This window comes from Rhodovulum marinum (genome assembly GCF_004343075.1).
Lineage (GTDB): Bacteria > Pseudomonadota > Alphaproteobacteria > Rhodobacterales > Rhodobacteraceae > Rhodovulum > Rhodovulum marinum.
The window spans coordinates 501,317-525,774 of record NZ_SLXP01000001.1 but is presented as its reverse complement, the minus strand read 5'-3'; the positions used below and the strand labels follow the sequence as shown (position 1 = coordinate 525,774).

The 24,458-nt window shown below is 63.9% G+C and carries 22 protein-coding genes and 1 other RNA gene; 17 read left to right on the top strand and 6 right to left on the bottom strand.

Annotation, left to right across the window (positions count from 1 at the left end; genetic code table 11):
• Together EV662_RS02550 and EV662_RS02545 are read right to left on the bottom strand one after the other, a co-directional pair.
• Positions 1–1,254 carry a glycosyltransferase family 87 protein gene (locus tag EV662_RS02550; RefSeq protein ID WP_165915491.1) on the bottom strand — a complete coding sequence of 418 codons (1,254 nt, stop codon included), beginning with the start codon at positions 1,252–1,254 and terminating at the stop codon, positions 1–3.
• A gap of 73 nt (positions 1,255–1,327) precedes the next feature.
• Positions 1,328–1,834, bottom strand: coding sequence for a c-type cytochrome (locus EV662_RS02545; RefSeq protein WP_132460547.1), 507 nt, complete (start codon positions 1,832–1,834; stop codon positions 1,328–1,330).
• Positions 1,835–1,943: 109 nt separating this feature from the next.
• Here EV662_RS02545 and EV662_RS02540 point away from each other — a divergent pair, with 109 nt between their 5' ends.
• Complete coding sequence (locus EV662_RS02540; RefSeq protein ID WP_132460546.1) at positions 1,944–2,777, top strand: prephenate dehydratase; 834 nt, start codon at positions 1,944–1,946, stop codon at positions 2,775–2,777.
• A gap of 21 nt (positions 2,778–2,798) precedes the next feature.
• Here the strand turns inward: EV662_RS02540 and EV662_RS02535 are convergent, their stop codons facing one another.
• A complete protein-coding gene (locus EV662_RS02535) occupies positions 2,799–3,272 on the bottom strand; it encodes an SRPBCC family protein (RefSeq protein WP_132460545.1) in 474 nt (157 codons plus the stop codon).
• Between the two features lie 39 nt (positions 3,273–3,311).
• Entirely contained in the window at positions 3,312–4,271 is a 960-nt protein-coding gene (gene nudC / locus EV662_RS02530; RefSeq protein WP_132460544.1) for an NAD(+) diphosphatase, read from the bottom strand.
• 188 nt (positions 4,272–4,459) lie between these two features.
• Between nudC and EV662_RS02525 the strand changes: the two genes are divergently transcribed.
• The 9 genes from EV662_RS02525 (at position 4,460) to EV662_RS02485 (ending at position 15,377) form a co-directional block, all read left to right on the top strand.
• Positions 4,460–6,439 carry a bifunctional 2',3'-cyclic-nucleotide 2'-phosphodiesterase/3'-nucleotidase gene (locus EV662_RS02525; protein WP_132460543.1) on the top strand — a complete coding sequence of 660 codons (1,980 nt, stop codon included), beginning with the start codon at positions 4,460–4,462 and terminating at the stop codon, positions 6,437–6,439.
• Between the two features lie 66 nt (positions 6,440–6,505).
• Positions 6,506–6,602: signal recognition particle sRNA small type (gene ffs, locus EV662_RS02520), an RNA gene on the top strand.
• A 200-nt stretch (positions 6,603–6,802) separates the two neighbouring features.
• Positions 6,803–8,560, top strand: coding sequence for a DNA polymerase III subunit gamma/tau (locus EV662_RS02515; RefSeq protein WP_132460542.1), 1,758 nt, complete (start codon positions 6,803–6,805; stop codon positions 8,558–8,560).
• A 17-nt stretch (positions 8,561–8,577) separates the two neighbouring features.
• A complete protein-coding gene (locus EV662_RS02510) occupies positions 8,578–8,922 on the top strand; it encodes a YbaB/EbfC family nucleoid-associated protein (RefSeq protein ID WP_132460541.1) in 345 nt (114 codons plus the stop codon).
• Positions 8,923–8,925: 3 nt separating this feature from the next.
• Positions 8,926–9,525, top strand: coding sequence for a recombination mediator RecR (gene recR / locus EV662_RS02505; RefSeq protein ID WP_132460540.1), 600 nt, complete (start codon positions 8,926–8,928; stop codon positions 9,523–9,525).
• Positions 9,526–9,638: 113 nt separating this feature from the next.
• Positions 9,639–11,543, top strand: coding sequence for an extracellular solute-binding protein (locus EV662_RS02500; RefSeq protein WP_132460539.1), 1,905 nt, complete (start codon positions 9,639–9,641; stop codon positions 11,541–11,543).
• A gap of 16 nt (positions 11,544–11,559) precedes the next feature.
• Positions 11,560–12,642 carry a microcin C ABC transporter permease YejB gene (locus EV662_RS02495; protein ID WP_132460538.1) on the top strand — a complete coding sequence of 361 codons (1,083 nt, stop codon included), beginning with the start codon at positions 11,560–11,562 and terminating at the stop codon, positions 12,640–12,642.
• A gap of 3 nt (positions 12,643–12,645) precedes the next feature.
• A complete protein-coding gene (locus tag EV662_RS02490; protein ID WP_132460537.1) occupies positions 12,646–13,755 on the top strand; it encodes an ABC transporter permease in 1,110 nt (369 codons plus the stop codon).
• Positions 13,752–15,377: an ABC transporter ATP-binding protein gene (locus tag EV662_RS02485; protein ID WP_132460536.1), complete on the top strand. Its 1,626-nt coding sequence runs from the start codon at positions 13,752–13,754 to the stop codon at positions 15,375–15,377. The genes EV662_RS02490 and EV662_RS02485 overlap by 4 nt, the downstream gene beginning before the upstream one ends.
• A gap of 118 nt (positions 15,378–15,495) precedes the next feature.
• Here EV662_RS02485 and hemN read toward each other — a convergent pair whose 3' ends face one another.
• Positions 15,496–16,851 (bottom strand): oxygen-independent coproporphyrinogen III oxidase, encoded by a 1,356-nt coding sequence (hemN, locus tag EV662_RS02480; protein WP_132460535.1) that lies wholly within the window; start codon positions 16,849–16,851, stop codon positions 15,496–15,498.
• Positions 16,852–16,913: 62 nt separating this feature from the next.
• Here hemN and fnrL point away from each other — a divergent pair, with 62 nt between their 5' ends.
• Positions 16,914–17,660 carry a transcriptional regulator FnrL gene (fnrL, locus tag EV662_RS02475; protein WP_132460534.1) on the top strand — a complete coding sequence of 249 codons (747 nt, stop codon included), beginning with the start codon at positions 16,914–16,916 and terminating at the stop codon, positions 17,658–17,660.
• A gap of 47 nt (positions 17,661–17,707) precedes the next feature.
• On the opposite strand, the gene EV662_RS02470 is transcribed toward fnrL, so the two are convergent.
• Entirely contained in the window at positions 17,708–18,547 is an 840-nt protein-coding gene (locus EV662_RS02470) for a universal stress protein (RefSeq protein WP_132460533.1), read from the bottom strand.
• 213 nt (positions 18,548–18,760) lie between these two features.
• Between EV662_RS02470 and ccoN the strand changes: the two genes are divergently transcribed.
• The 6 genes from ccoN to EV662_RS02440 all read left to right on the top strand — a co-directional run bounded on the left by ccoN (position 18,761) and on the right by EV662_RS02440 (position 24,458).
• Entirely contained in the window at positions 18,761–20,359 is a 1,599-nt protein-coding gene (gene ccoN, locus EV662_RS02465) for a cytochrome-c oxidase, cbb3-type subunit I (protein WP_132460532.1), read from the top strand.
• Positions 20,360–20,370: 11 nt separating this feature from the next.
• On the top strand, positions 20,371–21,099 hold the full coding sequence (gene ccoO / locus EV662_RS02460; protein WP_132460531.1) for a cytochrome-c oxidase, cbb3-type subunit II: 729 nt from the start codon (positions 20,371–20,373) through the stop codon (positions 21,097–21,099).
• Between the two features lie 13 nt (positions 21,100–21,112).
• Positions 21,113–21,322, top strand: a complete 210-nt coding sequence (locus EV662_RS02455; RefSeq protein ID WP_132460530.1) for a cbb3-type cytochrome c oxidase subunit 3 — start codon at positions 21,113–21,115, stop codon at positions 21,320–21,322.
• The gene (ccoP, locus tag EV662_RS02450; protein WP_132460529.1) at positions 21,319–22,200 is read left to right on the top strand and encodes a cytochrome-c oxidase, cbb3-type subunit III; all 882 of its coding nucleotides are present in this window, start codon (positions 21,319–21,321) and stop codon (positions 22,198–22,200) included. Before EV662_RS02455 ends, ccoP begins: the two co-directional genes overlap by 4 nt.
• A gap of 363 nt (positions 22,201–22,563) precedes the next feature.
• A complete protein-coding gene (ccoG, locus tag EV662_RS02445; RefSeq protein ID WP_132460528.1) occupies positions 22,564–23,997 on the top strand; it encodes a cytochrome c oxidase accessory protein CcoG in 1,434 nt (477 codons plus the stop codon).
• The gene (locus tag EV662_RS02440; RefSeq protein WP_132460527.1) at positions 23,994–24,458 is read left to right on the top strand and encodes a FixH family protein; all 465 of its coding nucleotides are present in this window, start codon (positions 23,994–23,996) and stop codon (positions 24,456–24,458) included. Before ccoG ends, EV662_RS02440 begins: the two co-directional genes overlap by 4 nt.

Genomic DNA, 24,458 nt, shown 5'->3' with positions numbered 1-24,458 from the left:
TCAGGGGCGCCCGCCAAGTGCGCGCCGCGCCAGAACGGCCATGAGTGCCAGCAAGGGCAGGACGCCGGGGGCGATGACAAAATCCACTGGCAGAGCCCCCAGAGGCAGGGCGGCGATGAACACGGTCAGCATGGTGGCCCTTTCGAAGGGCAAGAGCCCGGTGCGTTCGATCTCGCGCCAGAGAATCAGCATCGGCAGGACCAGGATTGTCCAGTCGTAAAGAAAGTTGTGTGGCGCGGCTGGGATGGCGGCCGATACGGTGAATGCAAACACCATCGGTCTTGGCGCCCCTGCCCGAACCATGGCCACGATGGCAATGGCAACGCCTGCCATGAAGGCAAGCTGTACAAGGCGGGCCAGTTCGGGGCCGCTGCCAAACCCAAGCAATAAGGCGTTCGGCGAGGCGATGCGCGCCATCTGGAACGTGCCTGCGGTGCCGTGAAACTGGGCCAAACGTTGAAGGTTCTCGACGAAAAACGCCTCCCAGGGCGCAGGCCCATAGGCCAGCAAGGACAGGCCGACAAGCGCGGCGACCGTCAAGGTCGCCGCCGCAAAGGCCCGCCATTCGCCCAACGCCAGCAATAGCACCGGGAACAGGATCGCAAGGTGCGGCTTGTAGCACAGGCAACCGAGGGCAAGGCCAGCGATTGCCGGTCGGGCAAAAAGCGTGCGGTAGGCCCAGATCATCAGTGCCGCAGTCAGAAAACCGTTCTGCCCGTCGAACAGGTTGTAGAAAACCGGGGCGGAGGCTGCGATCGCCCAAGCCTCGTCCCGGTGATGGATCAGCGGCCGCACGGCAAGGGCGAACAGACCCGCCATTACAGCGATCCAGACCGTCAAGGCGCCGAAATAGGGCAGATGCGCCAAGGGTTCGAGCGGCAGAAAGAACACCGGCGGATAATACCAGCCAAGGACATCCTCCATGCCGGGCAGGATGGTCGAATAGACCTCTTGCAACTGCTGCGGATCATAGGCGTTGGCAGCTAGGCCATCGGCAGCCATCCTGCCTGCGGCGTGGAAAGCGATGAAATCGCCTCCGGGGTTGGCGACCCCTGACAGCGGTTGTGCGAACCAGTAGCCAATGGTCAGCACCGCGGAAATGACGTAGCCAAGGACGATGATGCGGGGATAGGTGCGCAGCCTGTCCTGGGTCAAAAACGCCAAATCGACACTCGCCTGAAAGACTGCCCGCTGACAAGAAATTGCGCGTAGCGGGCCATGCAAGTCAACCGCGGGCAACCCGGCGGGCAGCACGATCCGGTTTATGGCCGTCCAGCCGGCGCGTCTTCATTCGGCCGCACCGCACATGAAAGACACCACCCGGGGCTTACATCCCGATGGATTGAAGATAGGCGATGACGGCTGCGCGGTCCTCTGCATCATCAAGGCCCGCATAGGTCATCGCCGTGCCGGGCGCAAACTCCCTGGGATTGGTGATGAAAGCGTCGATCCGTTCGGGCGTCCATTCGCCATCCAGCCCGGCGAAGGCGTCGGAATAGCTGAACGAGTCGACCGAGCCGACCGGGCGGCCGACCACGTTGTAAAGCGATGGCCCGACCATGTTCACACCCTCTTCTACCCGGTGGCAGGCACGGCATTCCTTGAAAACACGTTCGCCCGCTGTCGGGTCGGCGGCGGCCAGCAACTCTGCGAAGCTCAATTCTTCGGCGGGTTCGGCGGATTGGTCATCCTCATTCTCCAGCACCACATAGGCAGGCTCGTCGAGACCGCGATTGGTAAACAGGCCGCCGCCGGCCAGGTTCATGACGAAGAAAATCGCCAGGGCGATGCAGATCGCCGCGACGAATTTGAAAAAGCCCAAGATGGCCGACATCCCGCGTTCCCATATGTTCCCGGCTCTTTCCTATGCGCTTCAACTTGTTCATTGCAAGGTTTATTACCCCCGGATGACCAGCTAGTCCGGACAAGGAGCGGCCGCCCTCATGACCCAACGCATCGCCTTCCAGGGAGAGCCGGGCGCCTATTCGCACCAGGCGTGCCGCGACGCCCGCCCCGAGATGGAGGCGCTGCCCTGCCGCACCTTCGAGGACGTGATCGAGGCGGTCAGAACCGGAGACGCGGCGTTGGCTATGCTGCCGGTCGAGAATTCGACCTATGGGCGTGTGGCCGACATTCACCAGCTTTTGCCGCATTCCGGGCTGCACATCGTCAACGAGGCCTTCGTGCGGGTGCATATCAACCTGCTGGGGGTGCCGGGCACGCGGCTTGACGAGGTCACGCATGCGATGAGCCACACGGTGCTTTTGGGTCAGTGCCGCGAGTTCCTGCGGATCCATGGCATCCACCGGGTGACAGGGGCCGATACCGCCGGATCGGCCCAGCATGTGGCCGAACTGGGCGATCGAAGCCTTGCGGCTCTGGCCGGTGATCTTGCCGCCGAGATTTACGGCCTGGACGTGCTGGCCCGCCATATCGAGGATCACGACAAGAATACGACCCGTTTCCTTTTGATGGCCAGCCAACCCGACTGGACGCGCCGGGGCGAGTTGGGGATGATGACGACCTTCGTGTTCCAGGTCCGCAACATCCCGGCGGCGCTGTACAAGGCGATGGGGGGATTTGCGACGAACGGGGTGAACATGACCAAGCTGGAAAGCTACATGGTCGACGGCTCGTTTACCGCGACGCAGTTCTATGCCGATATCGAAGGCCACCCCGACGATCCGCATGTCAAACGCGCGCTTGAGGAACTGGATTATTTCACCTCGCACATGGAGATCCTCGGCGTTTATCCGGCGGACCGCAAGCGGCACTAGAACGGCGTTTCGTCCGGTGATCTAGGTGTTCGGGGGGGTGTACGTCCCGGATTCGAGATCTCGGGCAAAGCGGGTCAGTCCCGACTTGAAACGCTGGGACATCCTTGTCTTGGCCAGGCGCAGGGTTTGCAGGAACATGCGCGCCGGGATCGTTTGCGGCCGCAGGTCAATCGCGACGGCCATGCGCGTCCGGCGCGGCGAAAGCCGTACCAGGTCGACTGTGCTGATTCCGGTCAGGCCGCTGACAGTCGATTCCACGACGATGTTCTCGGGCGGCAGAAATCCCGTCAGTTCGGTCCGAAGGGCGCGGCGTTTGCCGCGAAAGGTGAACTCGGCGGCCCAGATCATGCCGGGCCCCGGTGCGGCCAGCGTGTCGATGCGGGATATCTCGGCACCGCGGCGCAGCGCCGCGCGCTCCATCCGGTCGAAATCCGAAAGGACCTCGAAGACGTCTTCGATGGCAAGGTCGATATCTTCGCGTGCCGAGAATTTCATTGCACCGGGATCACTCTGCCTTCCTCGTCCGATCTTGCGTCAATCGAGCCGGTCCGCAAGCCACAATCTGAGAAGGAAATGCGCGATGGCCCCGCGACGCCCCGGCAAAAGGTCGGAACGCTCGCCGGCGAAGGCGGCCAGAAGGTCGTCGCGCGAGGTCCAGCGTGCGGCTTCCAGTTCGGTGGGGTCGAGCGTGATATCGCAACTGGTCGCCACACCGCGGCAACCGATCATCAGCGAAGCGGGAAAGGGCCAGGGCTGGCTGGCCAGGTATTCGACCGGGCCGACCGCGATCCCGGCTTCCTCGGCGACCTCGCGGCGGACTGCGGCTTCGATGGTTTCGCCGGGCTCCACGAACCCCGCGAGCAAGGAGAACATGCCCTCGGGCCAGCCGGGCGATCGGCCCAGAAGCACCGAGTTTCCATGCGTGATCAGCATGATGACCACCGGGTCGGTGCGCGGAAAGTGGTGGCGTCCGCAGGCGGGGCAGTTGCGCTGCCAGCCGGCCTGGGCGATGTCGCTTTCATTCCCGCACCGGGCGCAGAAGCGGTGGGTGGCGTGCCAGCCGAGGAGGGCCTTTGCGGTGGCCGCGAGTTCTGCCTCGAGCGGGGTAAGCCGTGTCATTTCGCGGCGCAGTTCGGCAAAGATGTGGGTGTTGGGCAGTGCGGGGTGGTGTTGTTCAGAGGGGTCGGCGAATGCGCCAAGCGTGTCGGGCAGCGCGTCTGGATCCCAGTCCGACAGATCGACCGCGAAATGCGCCGCTCCATCCGAAAATCCCAGGAACACCGCGTTTTCGTTGCGTCCGGCCAGAATGGCATGTCCCGGTGCGACCCATCCCAGGCCTTCGGGGCAGACCAGTGGTTTGCCGCGCCACACGGGCAGAATGCGCGTGCCGTCCCGGGCGGCCAGCCCCGCCAGCCGCGACGCGTCGCCGCGCAGATGCGCGGCCCGGTCAAGCCCGCCAGTACCGCCGAAAGTCACCCGTTCCGCCAGCCGCATGCACAATCTCCCCGTTCCGACCGTGCCTGCCATGCCACGGGCAAGCGAACAAGGAAAGGAAACTCGCCTTAAGCGCGAATTCGCTCTCGCGTTCTAACCTTTCAGCGGTTACCGTAGGATACCCGTAAAGGTGGTAGTCCGGTCACGGTTCCACGGTCCAGCTTCGGGCGAGACCCGGGAACGTGCGGATGATCCACCCGCCGAAATGCGACCTCAACCGCCGCGCCATCCTGGCCGGCACTTCTGCGGGGGCGACGTTGATCGCGCTGCATCACTTTTCTACCCGGGCGGCCGCGAACCAGGCGCATTTGCGCCTGATGGAAACGACCGATCTGCACGTTCACATCTATCCCTACGACTATTATTCCGACCGGCCGGTGGACACCGTTGGGCTTGCCCGCACGGCCGCGCATATAGGGGAAATCCGCGCCGAGGCGACGAATTCACTGTTGTTCGACAACGGCGATTTTCTTCAGGGCAATCCGATGGGCGACTATATCGCCTATGAGCGCGGTATGAATGTCGGGGACATGCACCCGATCATCCAGGCGATGAACGCGGTTGGGTTCGACGCCTCGACACTGGGAAATCACGAATTCAACTATGGGCTCGATTTCGTTCTGAATTCCATCGCGGGGGCCGATTTCCCCGTGATTTCGGCCAATATCGTCTGCCGCCTTGGGGCCGAGCCGACCGAGGACACGCCGCTTGTGACGCCCTACGTGATCCTCGAACGGATGCTGACCGACGGCGCGGGCTTGGCCCATCCGATCCGGGTGGGGGTGATCGGTTTCGTGCCGCCGCAGGTCATGACCTGGGACCGTCGCCACCTGGAGGGCAAGGTCGCGGCCCGCGACATCGTCGAGACGGCGCGCGCCTGGGTGCCGGTGATGAAGGACGAAGGCGCGGATATCATCGTGGCACTTAACCATTCCGGGATCGGCGAGATCGCCCATGTCGATGGCCAGGAAAACGCCAGCATCCCGCTTGCCGCTGTCGACGGGATCGACGTCGTGATGACCGGCCATCAGCATTTGTCCTTCCCGGGCCCCGCCTTTGCGGGGATTGCGGGCGTGGATGCCAAAAAGGGAACGATACACGGCAAGCCGGCGGTGATGGGCGGGTTCTGGGGGTCTCACCTGGGGGTGATCGACCTTTTGCTGGAATATGATGGCGCGCGCTGGCGGATCGCGCGCCACGAAAGCGAACTGCGCCCGATTTCGCGCCGGAACGAGGACCGCACGGTGACACCGTTGGTCGAAAGCGAGCGTTACGTGCTGGATTCGGTGGAGAAGGAACACAAGGAAACGTTGTCCTATATCCGCCGCGCGGTGGGCCGGACCTCGGCCCCGCTGTACAGCTATTTCGCGCTGGTGGCCGATGATCCTTCGGTTCAGATCGTTGCGAACGCGCAGCTTTGGTATGTCGCCGAGATGCTTAAGGGTACCCCCTACGAGGGTCTGCCGCTGCTTTCGGCGGCTGCCCCGTTCAAGGCGGGTGGCCGATCGGGGCCGGAATATTACACCGACGTGCCGGCCGGCGACATCGCGATCAAGCATGTGGCCGACCTGTACCTGTACCCGAACACGGTGCGCGCGGTACGCGTCACCGGCGCCGAGTTGAAAGGTTGGCTTGAACGTTCGGCGGGTATGTTCAACCGGATCGTGCCGGGTGGCCGTGATCAGGTTCTGCTGAATCCCGACTTCCCGAGCTACAATTTCGATGTGATCGACGGTGTGACCTACCGCATCGACCTGTCCCAGCCGTCGCGGTTCGACCCCAAGGGCAAGCTTCTCGATCCATCGGCGACCCGGATCGTGGAACTGGCCTGGAGGGGCAAGCCGGTGGCCGACGACATGGAATTCGTGATCGCGACGAACAATTACCGCGCGGGCGGTGGCGGAGAGTTTCCCGGCGCTACGGGTGACACGATCATCCTGCAGGCCCCCGACACCAACCGCGACGTGATCGTGCGATACATCGCCGAGCAGGGGACCATCGACCCCACCGCCGACAACAACTGGCGCTTTGCGCCGATGCCCGGAACGACCGTGCTGTTCGATAGCGGGCCGCGAGCCATCGAATATGTCGACCAGATGACCGCGCTGGATATCGAGCCCGCCGGTGACGGGCCGGACGGGTTCATCCGGTTCCGCATAAGGCTGTAGACTGCGGTCTGCCCGCCGCGGTTGCGATCCTTGCGAATCCATGCTGCGGGCCTTATGTATCACGTCGAGAGGTTGGCGCGGGCGAGCGCCTCGCCAACCCGGTCAGGTCCGGAAGGAAGCAGCCGTAACGAGTCCCGTTCGGGTCGCTGTCCAACCTCTCACCTTCCCCGCAGGCCGGATCGTTCGTTTCATATGCGCCGCTTTCGCGTAACCTGCGGGCGCCCGGGCCCGCGGTTTGGGGCGGCCGAACAGCCTGCGTGCATGGCGCGGATGGTTTGCCTCAGGCAAGGGGCGGCGGCATCGGCTAGACGCCGTGGCGGTCAACGCCTACCTTGAGGCGCGCCCGCGAATCCAAGAGGACAAATGGCCGAGACCCAAGGCACCGCCTACCAGGTGCTCGCCCGCAAGTACCGCCCCGCGACCTTTGCCGACCTGATCGGCCAGGACGCGATGGTGCGAACGTTGAAGAATGCCTTCGCGGCCGACCGGATCGCGCAGGCCTTCGTCATGACGGGCATTCGCGGTACCGGCAAGACGACCACCGCGCGGATCATCGCCAAGGGGATGAACTGCATCGGGCCGGACGGGCAGGGCGGCCCGACAACCGATCCCTGCGGTTTGTGCGAGCATTGCGTGGCCATCGCCGAGGGCCGGCACGTCGACGTGATGGAAATGGACGCCGCCAGCCGCACCGGCGTGAACGACATCCGCGAGATCATCGACAGCGTCGCTTATCGCGCGGCGTCCGCGCGTTACAAGATCTACATCATCGACGAGGTTCACATGCTGTCGACCAGCGCGTTCAACGCGTTGTTGAAGACGCTGGAAGAGCCCCCCGCGCATGTGAAGTTCATCTTCGCCACCACGGAAATCCGCAAGGTGCCGGTCACGGTCCTGTCGCGCTGCCAGCGGTTCGATCTGCGCCGGATCGAGCCCGAGGTGATGATCGCGCACCTGAAGAAGATCGCCGGGCTGGAAAACGCGCCGATCACCGACGAGGCGCTGGGCCTGATCACCCGCGCCGCCGAGGGGTCGGTACGCGACGCCATGAGCCTTCTGGATCAGGCGATTTCCCATGGCGCGGGCGAGACCACGGCCGACGCGGTTCGCGCCATGCTGGGGCTCGCCGACCGGGGACGGGTGCTGGACCTGTTCGACCTGATCGTGTCGGGCGACACCGCCGGGGCGCTGGGCGAACTGGCCGGGCAATATGCGGACGGGGCCGACCCGATGGCGGTCTTGCGAGACCTGGCCGAGATCACCCACTGGCTGAGCGTCATCAAGATCACCCCCGAGGCCGCCGACGACCCGACCGTGGGCCCCGACGAGCGCGCCCGCGGCCGCGACATGGCCGAGAGGCTGCACATGCGGGTGCTGACGCGAATGTGGCAGATGCTGCTCAAGGCGCTGGAAGAGGTGTCGATGGCACCGAACGCGATGATGGCGGCCGAGATGGCGGTGATCAGGCTGACCCACGTCTCGACCCTGCCAGCGCCCGAAGACCTGGTGAAACGGTTGCACGAGGCGCCGCCCACGGGCCCGAAGCCGACGGGCGGACCCGCGCCGGGCGGCACTGGGCCGGGGCGCGCGCCGGGTGCCGGGGCCAGCATTGCGCCTGCGCCGCGTGGCGCGCCCTCGGGTGGCGGCGCGGCCACGGCGCTTGCCCGGGCACCCGAGACGGCACTGGCGAGCTATGCCGAGTTCGCGCAGGTGGTGGACCTGATCCGGGCCCAGCGCGACATGAAGCTGCTGTTCGAGGTGGAAACCTGCTTGCGTCTTGTCAGCTATGCACCAGGCCGGATCGAGTTCGAACCCACCCCGGATGCGCCCCCCGACCTCGCCGCGCGGCTGGGCCAGCGGCTTCAGGCCTGGACAGGCGCGCGCTGGGGGGTATCGGTCGTGGGGTCGGGCGGGGGGCCGACGCTGGCCGAGACCCGCGCGGCCGAAGAGGACAGCCTGAAAGCCGCGGCGCGGGAACATCCGCTGGTCCGGGCCGTTTTTGCCGCCTTCCCAGGGGCGGAGATCATCGACATAAGGGCCCCGGAAACCCCGGCCGAGGATGCTGCGCTGGAGGCGCTTCCCGAGGTCGAGGACGAGTGGGATCCCTTCGAGGACGACTGAACAAAGGAGACACGCGAATGTTCAAGGGTTTGGGTGGTCTTGGCGACATGGCCAAGATGATGAAGGCGGCTCAGGAAATGCAGGGCAAGATGGCCGCCCTGCAGGAAACGCTGGCGACCACGCTGGTCACCGGCGAAAGCGGCGCGGGTCTGGTCAAGGCCACGGCGACCGCCAAGGGTACGCTGACCGCGCTGGACATCGACCCGTCGATCTTCAACGCCGAGGAAAAAGAGGTGGTCGAGGACCTGATCCTGGCCGCGATCAAGGACGCCCAGGAAAAGGCGATGGAGAAGACCAAGGAAGAAACCCGCAAGCTGACCGAGGAAATGGGTCTGCCCGCCGGGATGGACCTTCCGGTCTGACACATGGGCGACCGCCCGCGCGAGATCGAGACGCTGATCGAGATGATGGCGCGGCTGCCGGGGCTCGGGCCCCGGTCGGCCCGCCGTGCGGTTCTGCATCTTGTCAAGAAACGCGCGGTGCTGCTGATCCCGCTGGCCGAGGCGCTGCGCCGCGTGGGCGAAACGGTTCACGAATGCGCCCGCTGCGGGAACATCACGACCGCCGAAATCTGCGAGATCTGCGCCGACGGCAAGCGCGCCACTGGTGAACTGTGTGTTGTCGAGGACGTGGCCGACCTCTGGGCGATGGAGCGGGGCGGGGCGTTCAAGGGGCGCTATCACATTCTTGGCGGCACGCTGTCGGCGCTGGATTCTGTGGGGCCCGAGGAACTGCGTATCCCCGATCTGGTCGCGCGCGTCCGGGCCGAGGGGATTTCCGAGGTTATCCTGGCATTGAATGCGACCGTGGACGGTCAGACCACCGCCCATTACATCGCCGAAGAGCTGGAGGGCACCGGGGTCACGTTGACCTCGCTGGCGCAGGGTGTGCCGATCGGGGGCGAGCTTGACTATCTGGACGACGGGACCATCAGCGCCGCGCTGAAGGCGCGCAAGGGGTTCTGAGGCGCACCTCTCGTCGGCTTCACGTAATCTCAACTTGAACTTGCGCCAAGCCGGACCTTAGCTTTGCCGGGACGCCGCGCTAGATGGACGTGTCAAACAGGGAGTTCTCCGAGATGTCCCAGCCCCGCCCGGCCCGTGCCGTTGTCCTTGTACGTGTGCTGCCGCTGCGCCTCTGGCTGACCGCCTGGGCGGCGGCCCTGGTGATCGCGCTTGGGGCGCTTCAGGCGATGGCCGAGCAGAAGGTGACCGTCGCGCACGGAATCTCGACCTTCGGCGAATTGAAATACCCGGCCGATTTCTTGCATCTCGACTATGTGAACCCGGACGCACCAAAGGGCGGCGAAATCTCGATCTGGGCCTTCGGGTCATTCGACTCGATGCATCCCTACACGACCAAGGGGCGGTCGGGTGCGCTGTCGAACGGGTTCTTCGAGTCGCTTCTGACCGGTACCGCCGACGAGGCCGGATCGGCCTATGGGTTGCTGGCGGAAAGCGTCGAATATCCCGAGGACCGGTCCTGGGCGGTCTTCACGCTGCGGCCCGAGGCACGGTTCTCGGACGGCAGCCCGGTGACGGCCGAGGATGTGGTCTTTTCCTTCGAGCTTTTCCGCGACAAGGGCCTGCCAAGCTTTCGCGTCCAGCTTTCGCGCCAGGTCGAAAGCGCCGAGGTGCTGGAGGACGGAAGGGTGAAGTTCACCTTCAAGGCCGACGCGCCCAAGCGCGACCTGCCGCAACTTGTCGGCGGGTTGCCGGTGTTCTCGAAGGCACATTACGAGTCCACCGGCCGCGATTTCGAGGAATCGAGCCTCGAACCGCTGTTGGGCTCGGGACCCTACGTGCTCAAGGAACTCGATGTCGGCCAGACCATCGTCTACGAGCGCGACCCGTACTATTGGGGGGCGAGCCTGCCGATCAACGTGGGGCGGAACAATTTCGACCGTATCCGGATCGAATACTACGCCGACTACAACGCCGCCTTCGAGGGGTTCAAGGGCGGCACCTACACCTTCCGCAACGAGGCCTCGTCCAAGAGCTGGGCCACCGGCTACGACTTTCCGGCGGTGCAGAACGGCTGGATCAAGAAGGTGGAACTGCCCGACGGCAATCTCGCGACCGGGCAGAGCTTTGCCTTCAACCTGCGCCGCCCGCAGTTCCAGGATCCCAGGGTGCGCGAGGCGATCGGGCTGATGTTCAACTTCGAATGGTCGAACGAGACGCTGTTCTACGGGATTTACGCGCGGATCAACTCGTTCTGGGAAAACAGCTATCTGGCCGCGGAGGGGATGCCGGCCGAGGGCGAACGCGCGCTGCTGGAACCGCTGGTGGCGGACGGACTTTTGCCCGGAACGATCCTGACCGAACCCGCGGTTATGGCACCGACCTCAGGCAACCGCCAGCTCGACCGGGGCAACCTGCGCGCGGCCTCGGCGCTGCTGGACGAGGCGGGCTGGATCGTGGGCGAGGACGGGATGCGCCGGAAGGACGGCCAGACCCTGCGCGTCGAGTTCCTGAATGACAGCCAGACCTTCGACCGGGTGATCAACCCTTATGTCGAGAACCTGCGGCGGCTTGGGGTCGATGCGGTGCACACGCGCGTGGACAACGCCCAGGCCACCAACCGCGAGCGTTCTTACGATTTCGACGTGATCACCGCACAGTTCCCGATGGACTATATCCCCGGCTCGGGCCTGCGGCAGTATTTCGGGTCGGAAACCGCCGACAGTTCGGTGTTCAACAGCATGGGCTTGAAAAGCGAGGCTGTGGACCGGCTGATCGAGAACGTGCTTGCCGCCCAGTCCGATGCCGAACTGACCACCGCGGTCAAGGCGCTGGACCGGGTGCTGCGCGCCGAACGCTTCTGGGTGCCGCAATGGTACAAGAACACCCACACCGTCGCTTATTACGACATGTACGAGCATCCCGATCCCCTGCCGCCCTATGCCTTGGGCAATCTCGACTTCTGGTGGTATAACGCCGAGAAGGCCCAGAAGCTCCGCGCCGCCGGGGCCATCAGATAACGAGGCAGAGCAGCCCATGGGCGCCTATATCCTGAGGCGATTGTTGCTGATCGTCCCGACGCTGATCGGGATCATGGTCATCAACTTCACCCTGACGCAATTCGTGCCCGGCGGCCCGATCGAGCAGATCATCGCCCAGATGGAGGGCCAGGGCGATGTCTTTCAGGGCATAGCGGGCGGCGGCGACGTGGGCGGAGGGATGCAGGGCGGCGACGAGCGCTATGTCGGTGCGCGCGGTTTGCCGCCCGAATTCATCGCGGAACTGGAGCGGGAATTCGGCTTCGACAAGCCGCCGCTGGAACGGTTCCTGACGATGATGTGGAACTATCTGCGGTTCGATTTCGGCGACAGCTATTTCCGCTCGGTCTCGGTGATCGACCTGGTGCTGGAGAAGATGCCGGTCTCGATCACGCTGGGCCTGTGGTCGACGCTGATCGCCTATCTCGTGTCGATCCCTCTGGGGATTCGCAAGGCGGTGAAGGACGGCTCGCCGTTCGATACCTGGACCTCGGGGGCGATCATCATCGCCTATGCGATCCCGGGCTTCCTGTTCGCGGTGCTTCTGCTGGTGGTCTTCGCGGGAGGGTCCTATTTCCAGTGGTTCCCGCTGCGGGGACTGACGTCGGACAACTGGGACGAACTCAGCCTGATGGGCAAGGTGGGCGACTACTTCTGGCACATCACCCTGCCGGTGCTGGCCACCACGATCTCCAGCTTCGCCACGCTGACGCTGCTGACCAAGAATTCCTTCCTCGACGAGATCAAGAAGCAATACGTCATCACCGCCAAGGCCAAGGGGCTGAGCGAGTCCCGGGTGCTCTATGGCCATGTCTTCCGCAATGCGATGCTGATCGTGATCGCGGGGTTCCCGGGGATGTTTATCGGCGTCTTCTTCGGCGCATCGATCATCATCGAGACGATCTTCTCGCTGGACGGGTTGGGGCGGCTGGGCTTCGAGGCGGCGGTGGCGCGGGACTATCCGGTGATCTTCGCCACGCTTTACGTTTTCGGGCTGATCGGCCTGCTGGTGGGGCTGCTGTCGGACCTGACCTACGTGCTGGTCGACCCGCGGATCGACTTCGAGAGCCGGGAGACGTAAGCGATGTTGATGCTTTCTCCGCTGAATCAACGCCGCTGGCGCAACTTCAAGCGCAACCGCCGCGCATACTGGTCGTTGATCATCTTCTCGATCCTTTTCGGCCTGTCGCTGTTCGCCGAGGTCATCGCCAACGACAAGCCAATCTATGTTCGCTACCAGGGCGAAAGCTTTTTCCCGATCTACCGCTTCTACCCCGAGACCGCCTTTGGCGGCGATCTGCGGACCGAGGCCGTCTATCGCGATATCGAGGTGGAATGCCTGATCGTCACCGGCGGGCTGATCGACTGCTGGGATTATCCCGAAGAGCTGATCGAGGATGCCCAGGACAGCCTGATCGACGGACGCCAGATCGACAAGGGCACCGTGATCTGGCCGCTGATTCCCTACAGCTACAAGACGATATCGGACATCGCGGGCACCGCGCCCTCGGCGCCGGACGCGCATCATCTATTGGGGACCGACGACACCGCGCGCGACGTGCTGGCGCGCGTGATCTACGGGTTCCGCTTGTCGATCTTCTTTACCCTGATCGTAACGGGCATCGCATCGGTGATCGGCATCGTCGCGGGCGCGGTGCAGGGGTTCTTTGGCGGGATCACCGACCTGATCTTTCAGCGGGTGATCGAGATCTGGACCTCCACCCCGCAGCTTTACATCATCATCATCCTGTTCGCGGTGCTGGGGCGCAGTTTCTGGTTGCTGGTATTCCTCACCGCGCTGTTCGGCTGGCCCGCGCTGGTGGGTGTGGTGCGCGCGGAGTTCCTGCGTGCCCGCAATTTCGAGTATGTCCGCGCGGCCCGCGCGCTGGGCGTTTCCAATTGGACCATCATGTTCCGCCACATGCTGCCGAACGCCATGGTGGCCACGCTTACCATGCTGCCCTTTATCATCACCGGCACGATCGGAACGCTGGCCTCGCTCGACTTCCTAGGTTTCGGGCTGCCGTCCTCGGCGCCGTCGCTGGGCGAACTGACGCTGCAGGCGAAACAGAACCTTCAGGCGCCCTGGCTGGCCTTTACCGCGTTCTTCACCTTCGCGATCATGCTGTCGCTCTTGGTGTTCATCTTCGAGGGTGTGCGCGATGCCTTCGACCCGAGAAAGACCTTCCGATGAACGCGGTCCTTAAGGTCGAGAACCTGTCCATCAGCTTTGCCCAGGACGGGCGCGAGATTCCCGCGGTCCGTCGCGTCAGCTTCGAGATCGGGCGCGGCGAAACCGTGGCGCTGGTGGGCGAGTCGGGATCTGGCAAGTCGGTGACGGCCTTGTCGACCGTGGCGCTGCTGCCGCCGTCTGCCTCGGTTGCGGGTTCGATCACCTACAAGGGCGAGGAAATGGTCGGCGCCTCCGAGGCGCGCCTGCGCGGGGTGCGGGGGAACGATATCAGCTTCATCTTCCAGGAGCCGATGACGTCGCTCAACCCTCTGCACACGCTGGAAAAACAGCTTTCCGAAAGCCTCGCGCTGCACCAGGGGCTGACCGGGGAGCCGGCGCGCCGGCGCATCCTAGAGTTGCTGGACCGGGTCGGCATCCGCGACCCCGAAAGCCGCCTCAAGGACTATCCGCACCAGCTGTCCGGCGGGCAGCGTCAGCGCGTGATGATCGCGATGGCACTGGCCAATGGCCCCGACCTTTTGATCGCGGACGAACCCACCACGGCGCTGGATGTCACCATCGAGGCGCAGATCCTCGATCTGTTGGCCGAGCTCAAGCGCGACGAGGATATGAGCCTATTGTTCATCACCCACGACCTGGGCGTGGTGCGCCGCATCGCCGACCGGGTCTGCGTGATGAAGGATGGCGAGATCGTCGAGACGGGTCGGACGGAGGAGATATTCCGCGCCCCGCAGCACCCCTATACGCAGAAATTGCTGGCCGCGGCGGCGGTGGGCGGCCCCGATCCGGTGAAGTCCGACGCCCCCGAAATCGTCCGCACCGATGCGCTTAGGGTCTGGTTTCCGATCCAACGTGGTTTCATGCGGCGGACGGTCGGTCACATCAAGGCGGTGAATGCGGCCGATATTTCGGTTCGGGCTGGTGAAACGCTGGGCATCGTGGGCGAGTCGGGGTCGGGCAAGACGACGCTGGCGCTGGCGATCATGCGGCTGATCTCGTCCGAGGGAAGGATCGTTTTTCAGGGCCGCGACATCGACGGTTTGAAATCGCGCCAGATGCGGCCCCTGCGGCGCGACATGCAGATCGTGTTCCAGGACCCTTACGGCAGCCTCAGCCCACGGATGACGGTCGAGCAGATCGTGGCCGAGGGGCTGGGTGTGCACGGGGTGGAGCCCGGCCATTCCAAGCGCGAAGAAGTGGCGCGGATGCTGTCCGAGGTCGGTCTGGACCCGGCGATGATGCACCGCTATCCGCACGAGTTCTCGGGTGGACAGCGCCAGCGCATTGCCATCGCGCGGGCGATGATCCTGCGACCGCGCCTTCTGGTGCTGGATGAGCCGACTTCGGCGCTGGACATGACGGTGCAGGTGCAGATCGTGGACCTTTTGCGCGACCTGCAGCGGAAATACGACCTGGCCTATCTGTTCATAAGCCATGACCTGCGTGTGGTGCGGGCTCTTTCCCACAAGGTGGTGGTGATGAAGCAGGGCGATATCGTCGAGGCCGGCGAGGTTCAGGACATCTTCGACGCACCGCGAACCGACTATACGCGCACCTTGATGCGGGCGGCGTTCGGGACGCCGGGCACCCCGGTTGCGGCGGGTGGTGCAGCACGCCTTTAGGCCCGATCCGGTTCTTCGAAACGAGTCCGCCCGCCCCTGGGGAGGGGGCGGGCGGACTATGGGGCGGAAATGTCCCTGTCATCGCAGCCGAGCCGCCCGGGCGGCCCGGCCGAGGTGATCAGATTGCGGAACTGTGCCCGGCTTTCGACAAGTCGTAAGCGTCGAAGTCGCGCGCGATCATCCGCGTGAGTGGCTTGCCGTGCTCGGGGATGACGAGCCCGTCATTGGTCAGTTCTACGAAGCCGGCAAAATGGTCGGCCACGTCCTGGAACATCCGGTTCAGTTCGCCTTTCGAGATCCCGAAAGTCTCGGTGATCTCGGCCGTCGAAATCCGGAATTCGCACATAAGTTGCTCGATCATGCGCGAACGCATGTTGTCTTCGGGGGTAAAGACATGCCCGCGACCGGTCGCGAACCGCCCGTCGCGGATGCGCGCGGTATAGTCCGAGGTGCCGGACAGGTTCTGTGCGTAACCTTGCGGGAACTTCGAGATCGACGAGGCGCCAAGCCCGATCAGCGCCGGCGCGGTGTCGTCGGTATAGCCCTGGAAGTTCCGGCGCAGCGTGCCGGCATCCAGCGCGCGGGCCAGCCCATCGTCAGGCCGGGCGAAGTGGTCGATTCCGATTTCGCGGTAACCATCCCACAGGAACAGTTCCTTCGCGGTTTCGTAAAGCTTCAGCCGGGCCTCGGGCGTCGGCAGCGCCTCGGCCGGGATCATCGACTGGCGCCGGGCCATCCACGGGACGTGGGCATAACCGTAAAGCGCGACCCGGTCGGGCGAGAGCGACATCAGCTTTTGCACCGATTCGGCGATCCGCTCGTTCGATTGGTGCGGCAGGCCGTACAGGATATCGGCGTTCAGGCTGTTGATCCCGCGCGAGCGGATCATGTCGACCGCGTCGCGGGTCACGTCGTAACTTTGGATTCGGCCGATCACCGACTGGATCTGCGGGTCGAAATCCTGAATGCCGATCGAGGCGCGGTTCATGCCCGCCGCGGCGAGGACGTCAAGCCGGGCCTCGTCGATCTCGTTGGGGTCGATCTCGACCGAGAACTCGCCGGTTTCGTGAAGGGGAGCCGCCTCGAAGATCGTTTCGGTCAGTTCCTTCATCATGTCCGGCGCCAGAAGCGTCGGTGTGCCGCCGCCCCAGTGCAGCCGCGACAGCGTCACGCCCGAGGGCAGCCGCCGTCCCAGCATCGCGACCTCGGTCTTCAGCGTGTCGAGATAGGCCCGAACTGGCGAATCCGAGCGTGTGCCCTGCGTCCGGCAGGCGCAGAACCAGCACAGACGCCGGCAGAACGGGACGTGGATATACAGGGATATCTGCGAACCGGGCTCGATCTGGTCGATCCAGCCGGCGAAGTCTCCATCGTCCACCGACGCGTTGAAGTGCGGTGCCGTCGGGTAGCTTGTGTACCGCGGAACCTTGGCGTCGAACAGACCGAGACGGGTGAGTTGCGATTCGGTGCTCATTGCACTAGCGTTATTTTCACCCAAGGGTTTGCTCCTTGATCGAAGTCAAAATTGGAAACGGAATGGCCGTTACCGACCAGTCTCTCACACAGACGGATTGCGCGGATTGCCCGATACGGCATCGTGCGGTCTGTGCCCGCTGCGAATCCGACGAATTGTCGCGACTCGAGGCGATCAAGTACTACCGGACCTACGAGGCCGGGCAGACGGTGATCTGGTCCGGTGACCGGATGGATTTCGTGGCCTCGGTCGTCGAGGGAATCGCCACGCTCAGCCAGACGATGGAGGACGGTCGCACCCAAATGGTGGGGTTGTTGCTGCCGTCCGATTTCGTCGGCCGCCCGGGCCGTGAAACGGCGGCCTATGACGTGACGGCGACGACCTCGCTGACGATGTGCTGCTTTCGCAAGAAGCCGTTCGAAGAGATGATGATGCGCACGCCCCATATCGGGCAGCGCCTTCTGGAAATGACCCTCGACGAACTGGACGCGGCGCGGGAATGGATGTTGCTTCTGGGGCGCAAGACCGCGCGCGAGAAGATCGCAAGCCTTCTTGCGATCATCGCTCGCCGCGACGCGTCGCTTAAATTCGCGCCGATGCAGGGGCGGATCGTGTTCGACCTGCCGCTCACCCGCGAGGCGATGGCCGATTACCTGGGTCTGACGCTGGAAACCGTCAGCCGCCAGATGTCGGCGCTGAAGCGCGACGGGGTGATCGTTCTGGAAGGCAAGCGCCATGTAACGGTTCCCGATTTCGATCGGTTGCTGAGCGAGACAGGTGACGACAACGACGGCGGGATGCCGGCCTAGGGTTTGGGCATGGTGTGCGCGGGGCCTTTCGGCCCCGCCGCAGTGGGTCAGTGGGCCATCAGGATCGGCACCTCGGTCTTTTCAAGCATGTCGCGCGTCGCCCCGCCGAGGATCGCCTCGCGGAAGCGGGAATGCCCGTAGGCACCCATGATCATCATGTCGGCTTCGATGTCTTGGGCGTGGCGCTGAAGCACGTCCGAGATCCGAGGCATGGTCTTGGCCAGAACGGAGATTTCCGACTTAACCCCGTGGCGCGACAGCATCTGCGACAGCGCGCCGCCGGGGTCGGACCGGTCCGAGCCGTGCTTGGGCGGATCGACGATGGCGATGTTGACCAGTTCGGCGTGCTGCATCAGCGGCAAGGCCTGCTTGATCGCGGCCATGGCCTCGTGGCTCTGGTTCCAGGCGACGACGATCTTCTGGCCGATGACGGCGGTGTCGGCCCCCTCGGGCACGATCAACAGCGGCGCGTGACCGTCGAACAGCACGGCTTCGGTGGCCGCCTCGTCCTCGATCCCGCGCCGCTCGCCGTAGGGCCGCGGCATCACGACCAGGTCCGAAAAACGCGCGCGTTGCGCCACCAGGTGGCTAAGCCCCGCGATCTGCGCGACAGCTGCCTCGCTGGCCCAGGCGATGCCCTCGCGGTCCAGCCGTGCCTTGACCGCGGTCTCGATCGCGGTGGCGTCCTCTTGCGCCTTGTGCAGGGTCTCCTGCTGGATGAAGGCGTTGGTGCCGGCGTAGTAATATCCGGTCTGGGTGCGGTCGACGCCAAGGCAGAGAATGTCGAGATGGGCGTCCTCGCGCGTGGCCAGTGTGATGGCCGGTTCCAGCGCCGAGTCGGAAATATCGGTGTCCGTGATGATCGTGAGAATGGTCTTGTAGGCCACCTGTACTGCTCCTTCGCGTCGAACGTGACGTTACGCCCGAGTGTAGGACCGGGGCCGCCGGCCGGGCTTTGACTAGGATCAATGAGATTTTGGAACTCTTCAAAGATGCCTTGACATGGATCAATGCATATCTTTGCATACGACGGGATACGTCACGGTATCGTGAGGGAGTCGGTCGACGGGAATCGGCCGGAAGAGACGAAGGGACTTCCAATGTGGGACTACGTTAAGATCGCGCTTTACGGCGTGGTCGCGGTGTGCGCCGCGATCGCCGCCAGTTATGCGCGCGACTTCCCCTACCAGGTGCATGCAGTCATCGTGATGCTTGTCGCGGCGGCGATGTTCCTGATGACGGTCCGGCGCACCGGTGATCCGAAACCGGCGCCGGAGACCGGCTATATGGACGATGTCGTCCGCGCGGGCGTCATCGCGACCTGTTTCTGGGGGGTGGTCGGTTTTGCCGCCGGCACCTTCATCGCCAGCCAGCTGGCGTTTCCCTGGCTCAATTTCGACTGGGCGCAGGGTTATCTGAATTTCGGCCGGTTGCGGCCGCTGCATACCTCGGCGGTGATTTTCGCCTTCGGCGGCAACGCCTTGATCGCGACATCGTTCTACGTGGTCCAGCGCACCTCGGCGGCGCGTCTTTGGGGGGGCAATGCCGCCTGGTTCGTGTTCTGGGGCTATCAGCTGTTCATCGTGCTGGCGGCGACCGGCTATGTGCTGGGCGCGACGCAGTCCAAGGAATACGCCGAACCCGAGTGGTACGTTGACTGGTGGCTGACGATCATCTGGGTGGTCTACCTGATGATCTTCATGGGCACGATCTTCCGCCGGAAAGAGCCGCATATCTACGTGGCGAACTGGTTCTACCTGTCCTTCATCGTGACCGTCGCGATGCTCCATATCGTGAACAACCTGTCGATCCCGGTGTCGCTGTTCGGCTCGAAATCGGTGCAGGTCTTCGCCGGCGTGCAGGATGCCATGACCCAGTGGTGGTATGGGCATAACGCGGTGGGCTTCTTCCTGACCGCGGGTTTCCTCGGCATGATGTACTATTTCGTGCCCAAGCAGGCCGAACGCCCGGTCTACAGCTACAAGCTGTCGATCATCCACTTCTGGGCGCTGATCTTCCTGTATATCTGGGCCGGTCCGCACCACCTGCACTACACCGCGCTGCCTGACTGGGCCTCGACGCTGGGCATGGTGTTCTCGATCATGCTGTGGATGCCCTCCTGGGGCGGCATGATCAACGGCCTGATGACCCTGTCGGGCGCCTGGGACAAGCTGCGCACCGACCCGATCATCCGGATGATGGTTGTGGCCGTCGGCTTTTACGGGATGTCGACCTTCGAAGGCCCGATGATGTCGATCAAGGCCGTCAACTCGTTGTCGCACTATACCGACTGGACGATCGGCCACGTGCATTCCGGCGCGTTGGGCTGGAACGGCATGATCACCTTCGGCGCGCTCTACTTCCTGGCCCCGCGGCTGTGGAACAAGGAGCGGCTGTACAGCCTGGCGATGGTGTCCTGGCACTTCTGGCTGGCGACGATCGGCATCGTTCTCTACGCGGCCTCGATGTGGGTGTCGGGCATCATGGAAGGCCTGATGTGGCGCGAGGTCGACGCGCAGGGCTTCCTGGTGAACTCCTTCGCCGACACGGTCGACGCCAAGTTCCCGATGTACGTGGTTCGTGCCACCGGTGGTGCGCTCTATGTCCTCGGCGGGCTGATCATGTGCTACAACATCTGGAAGACCGCCACATCGGCACCGGCCAAGCAGGCCGCGCCGATCGCGGCTCCGGCTGAATAAGGGGCTGCGACATGGCTATTCTTGAAAAGCACAAGATCCTTGAGAAGAACGCCTCGCTGCTGTTGGTGTTCAGCTTTCTGGTGGTTACCGTCGGCGGCCTGGTCGAGATCGCACCACTGTTCTACCTCGAGAACACCATCGAAGAAGTGGATGGCGTGCGCCCCTACTCGCCGATGGAACTCGAGGGGCGCGACATCTACGTGCGCGAAGGGTGCTACGTCTGCCACAGCCAGATGGTGCGCCCGATGCGCGACGAGGTGGAGCGTTACGGGCATTACAGCCTGGCGGCGGAATCGATGTACGATCACCCGTTCCAGTGGGGCTCCAAGCGGACGGGGCCCGACCTCGCCCGCCTGGGCGGGCGCTATTCGGACGACTGGCACGTGCAGCACCTGCGCAACCCGCAATCTGTGGTTCCCGAGTCCGTGATGCCGAAATACGCCTTCCTCGAAAACCGCATGGTCGATCCCGAGCATGTCGCCGAGAAGATGCGTGTTCACCGCATGGTCGGCGTGCCCTACACCGACGAGATGATCGAGAACGCGATCTCTGACTTCAACGCGCAGATCGATCCTTATGCGGACGGCGTGGACGGTCTGATGGAGCGTTATCCCGGCGCGCAGGTGCGCAATTTCGACGGGAGCGAAGGCATCTCGGAGATGGACGCGTTGATCGCCTATCTGCAGATGCTGGGCACGCTGGTCGATTTCTCGACCTTCGAGCCGCACGCCAGCCGCTGAGGGACGGAGAAACATGGATACCTACTCCGTCATGCGCGAATTTGCCGACAGCTGGATGTTGCTGTTCCTGACGCTGTTCTTCGTCGGCGTGATTGTCTGGGCGCTGCGCCCGGGCAGCACGTCGGTGCATCGGGACAGTGCCAACATCCCGTTTCGGCATGACGACAAACCCGCAGGCGCCGAAGATGACGGTGCCACGTGCCGAAAGGAGGCGCGGACATGAGCACCAACGACAACAGGAAACCCGACGAGGTCGGCACGACCGGTCATAGCTGGGATGGCATCGAGGAGTTGAACAACCCGTTGCCGCGCTGGTGGCTCTGGACGTTCTACGGCTGCATCGCCGTTGCGCTGATATATGCCGTTCTCTACCCGTCGGTTCCGCTCAAGGACGGGGCCACGCCCGGCCTTCTGGGGTATTCGACCCGTGCCGCTGTGCAGGAGGACATCCAGCGTTTCGAGGCGGCCAACGCCGATATCGTGGCCAAGCTGGAAACCGTCGATCTGGATATGGAAACGATCCGCTCCGACGAGGATCTTTACAACTACGCCGTCCAGGGCGGTGCCGCGGTGTTCCGGACCTGGTGCGCCCAGTGCCACGGCTCGGGCGCGGCGGGGGTCCAGGCCTCGGGCTATCCGAACCTGACCGACGACGACTGGCTTTGGGGCGGTTCTCTGGAAGACATCCACTACACTGTCACCAACGGCATTCGGAACGAGGACAACATGGACGCCCGTTGGTCGCAGATGCCCGCCTTCGGCGCGGACGAGTTGCTGACCGACGAGGAGATTTCCCAGGTTGTCCAGTATGTTCGGAAAATCTCGGGGCAGGAACATGATGCCGCATTGGCAAGCCCGGGCGAAACGGTGTTTCTTGATAACTGTGCTGCCTGCCACATGGACGATGGCACCGGCGACCGCTACCAGGGCGCGCCCAACCTGACGGACGCGATCTGGCTGTATGGCGGAGACGTCGAGACGCTGACCGAAACGGTCTACAACGCGCGGTTCGGGGTGATGCCCACCCATATCGAGCGTTTGACCGAGGCCGAGCGTCGGGCCGTTGCGGTCTACGTCCATACGCGTGGCGGTGGCGAGTGATAAAACGGCTTCCGGGGGCCGCAAGGCCCCCGGTCGATGGCACCGGCCCCCATCCTGTTCGCGCGTTTCCACGGGGGCCGGTGTCTATCTTCGCCGAAGCCTCTTCACCCGTCCAGCGCGCCATCTGAGACAACCCTGTGCGCCGATGCACAAACTTGGAACTTTTCCAGTTCTATTTGGCGGCGCCAGGCGATTCGCAATTCGTCAGGACGACTGCCGTCCCTTGTGCGAATCGACATGTGATCGTCCCGGCGCTTCCAATCCAGTGCCGCAAGGCTTAGCTAGAAAGTGTGAAGGGCCCGCGTCGCGCCGCGACCGAAGCGGCAGGCCGCCCCGGCCCTCAGCCCGAACGGAGTGAGCCCCTTGAGCTCGACAGACCAGAATCCCGACCGTCTTTATTCCGCGCGCGAACCGATCTTCCCGCGGCGCGTTTCGGGCAAGTTCCGCAGCCTTAAGTGGTGGCTTCTCGCGATTTGCCTGGGCCTCTACTATCTCTTGCCATGGGTGCGCTGGGACCGTGGCCCGAACCTGCCGGACCAGGCGGTTCTGTTGGACCTGGCGAATCGGCGCTTTTTCTTCTTCTGGATCGAGATCTGGCCGCACGAATTCTATTTCGTCGCGGGGTTGTTGATCATGGCGGGGCTGGGGCTGTTCCTGTTTACCTCGGCGTTGGGGCGGGTCTGGTGCGGCTATTTCTGCCCGCAAACAGTCTGGACCGACCTGTTCATCCTGACCGAACGCTGGATCGAGGGCGACCGCAACAAGCGGGTCAAGCTGTGGAACGCCAAGTGGGATTTTCGCAAGGTGCGGCTGCGGATGACCAAATGGACGCTGTGGCTGGCGATCTCGATCGCGACGGGTGGCGCCTGGGTGTTCTACTTCGCCGATGCGCCGACCTTGTTTTGGAACCTGATCACGCTGCAGGCCCATCCGGTCGCCTATTCCACGATCCTCGTGCTGACGCTGACCACCCTGATCCTGGGCGGCTTCATGCGCGAACAGGTCTGCATCTACATGTGCCCCTGGCCGCGCATCCAGGCCGCGATGATGGACGAGGATACGATTACCATCGGCTATCGCGAGTGGCGGGGCGAACCCCGCGGCAAGCACCGCAAGGCCGAGGGGGCCGAGCTGCTGGGCGACTGCATCGACTGCAACGCCTGCGTGAACGTCTGCCCGATGGGGATCGACATCCGCGACGGCCAGCAACTGGCCTGCATCACCTGCGGCCTGTGCATCGACGCCTGCGACGAGGTGATGGACAAGATCGGCAAGCCGCGCGGGCTTGTCGATTACATGGCGTTGTCGGACGAGGCGCGTGAACGCGCCGGCGCCGCACCCAAGTCGATCTGGAAACATGTCTTCCGTATTCGCACCGTTCTTTACACCACGCTCTGGACGGCGGTGGGGGTGGGCCTGATCGTGGCGCTGTTCGTGCGTGCCGAGATCGACATGACAGTTTCGCCCGTGCGCAACCCGATCTTCGTTACATTGTCCGACGGGTCGATCCGTAACGCCTACGAGGTGCGCGTGCGCAACATGCATGCCAATGACCGCTGGTTCGAGATCTCGGTGACGCCCAACGACGTCTTCCAGCTGGAGGTCGAAGGGGGCCAGAACGGCATGGTGCAGGTGCCCGCCGACGCCACCAAGCTGGTACGCGTCTATGTCATCGCCCCGCCGAACAGTGCGCCGGCGCAAAGCCAAAGCAGCGAAATGCGGCTTTGGCTGCACGACATCGAGGGCGACGAGCGCAGTTACAACGATACGGTCTTCAACGGGAAGGCGGCGCGATGAGTGCGAAGGAACTGACCGGGCGCAAGGTGCTGATCATAACGGTGTCCGCGTTTGCCGTGGTGATCGGGGTCAACCTCTTGATGGCGTTCCAGGCGCTGCACACCTTCCCGGGGCTGGAGGTCGACAATTCCTATGTAGCCAGCCAGGAATTCGACGCGATGCGCGACGCGCAAGAGGCTTTGGGCTGGACGGTCGCGGCTGACTACGACACCGAGGCAGGCTTGTTCGTCCTGCGCTTTGTCGACGAGAATGGCCGACCCGTGAAGGTGTCCGAAATGGCGGTGACGATCGGCCGGGCGACCAGCCGGCGCGACGACCGCACGCCTGACTTGCTGTATTACAACGGCGAGTTCACGGCGCCGGTCGATCTGGGCCCCGGTTACTGGACCGTCCGTCTCGAGGCGCGCGCTGAGGATGGCACGCGCTTTCGTCAGCGGCTGGAACTTTTTGTAAGGGGGTAG

Coding starts and splice junctions, on each gene's coding strand:
- EV662_RS02545 (WP_132460547.1), bottom strand. CDS start 1,834: ATGTCGGCCATCTTGGGCTTTTTCAAATTCGTCGCGGCGATCTGCATC.
- EV662_RS02540 (WP_132460546.1), top strand. CDS start 1,944: ATGACCCAACGCATCGCCTTCCAGGGAGAGCCGGGCGCCTATTCGCAC.
- EV662_RS02535 (WP_132460545.1), bottom strand. CDS start 3,272: ATGAAATTCTCGGCACGCGAAGATATCGACCTTGCCATCGAAGACGTC.
- nudC (WP_132460544.1), bottom strand. CDS start 4,271: ATGCGGCTGGCGGAACGGGTGACTTTCGGCGGTACTGGCGGGCTTGAC.
- EV662_RS02525 (WP_132460543.1), top strand. CDS start 4,460: ATGATCCACCCGCCGAAATGCGACCTCAACCGCCGCGCCATCCTGGCC.
- EV662_RS02515 (WP_132460542.1), top strand. CDS start 6,803: ATGGCCGAGACCCAAGGCACCGCCTACCAGGTGCTCGCCCGCAAGTAC.
- EV662_RS02510 (WP_132460541.1), top strand. CDS start 8,578: ATGTTCAAGGGTTTGGGTGGTCTTGGCGACATGGCCAAGATGATGAAG.
- recR (WP_132460540.1), top strand. CDS start 8,926: ATGGGCGACCGCCCGCGCGAGATCGAGACGCTGATCGAGATGATGGCG.
- EV662_RS02500 (WP_132460539.1), top strand. CDS start 9,639: ATGTCCCAGCCCCGCCCGGCCCGTGCCGTTGTCCTTGTACGTGTGCTG.
- EV662_RS02495 (WP_132460538.1), top strand. CDS start 11,560: ATGGGCGCCTATATCCTGAGGCGATTGTTGCTGATCGTCCCGACGCTG.
- EV662_RS02490 (WP_132460537.1), top strand. CDS start 12,646: ATGTTGATGCTTTCTCCGCTGAATCAACGCCGCTGGCGCAACTTCAAG.
- EV662_RS02485 (WP_132460536.1), top strand. CDS start 13,752: ATGAACGCGGTCCTTAAGGTCGAGAACCTGTCCATCAGCTTTGCCCAG.
- hemN (WP_132460535.1), bottom strand. CDS start 16,851: ATGAGCACCGAATCGCAACTCACCCGTCTCGGTCTGTTCGACGCCAAG.
- fnrL (WP_132460534.1), top strand. CDS start 16,914: ATGGCCGTTACCGACCAGTCTCTCACACAGACGGATTGCGCGGATTGC.
- ccoN (WP_132460532.1), top strand. CDS start 18,761: ATGTGGGACTACGTTAAGATCGCGCTTTACGGCGTGGTCGCGGTGTGC.
- ccoO (WP_132460531.1), top strand. CDS start 20,371: ATGGCTATTCTTGAAAAGCACAAGATCCTTGAGAAGAACGCCTCGCTG.
- EV662_RS02455 (WP_132460530.1), top strand. CDS start 21,113: ATGGATACCTACTCCGTCATGCGCGAATTTGCCGACAGCTGGATGTTG.
- ccoP (WP_132460529.1), top strand. CDS start 21,319: ATGAGCACCAACGACAACAGGAAACCCGACGAGGTCGGCACGACCGGT.
- EV662_RS02440 (WP_132460527.1), top strand. CDS start 23,994: ATGAGTGCGAAGGAACTGACCGGGCGCAAGGTGCTGATCATAACGGTG.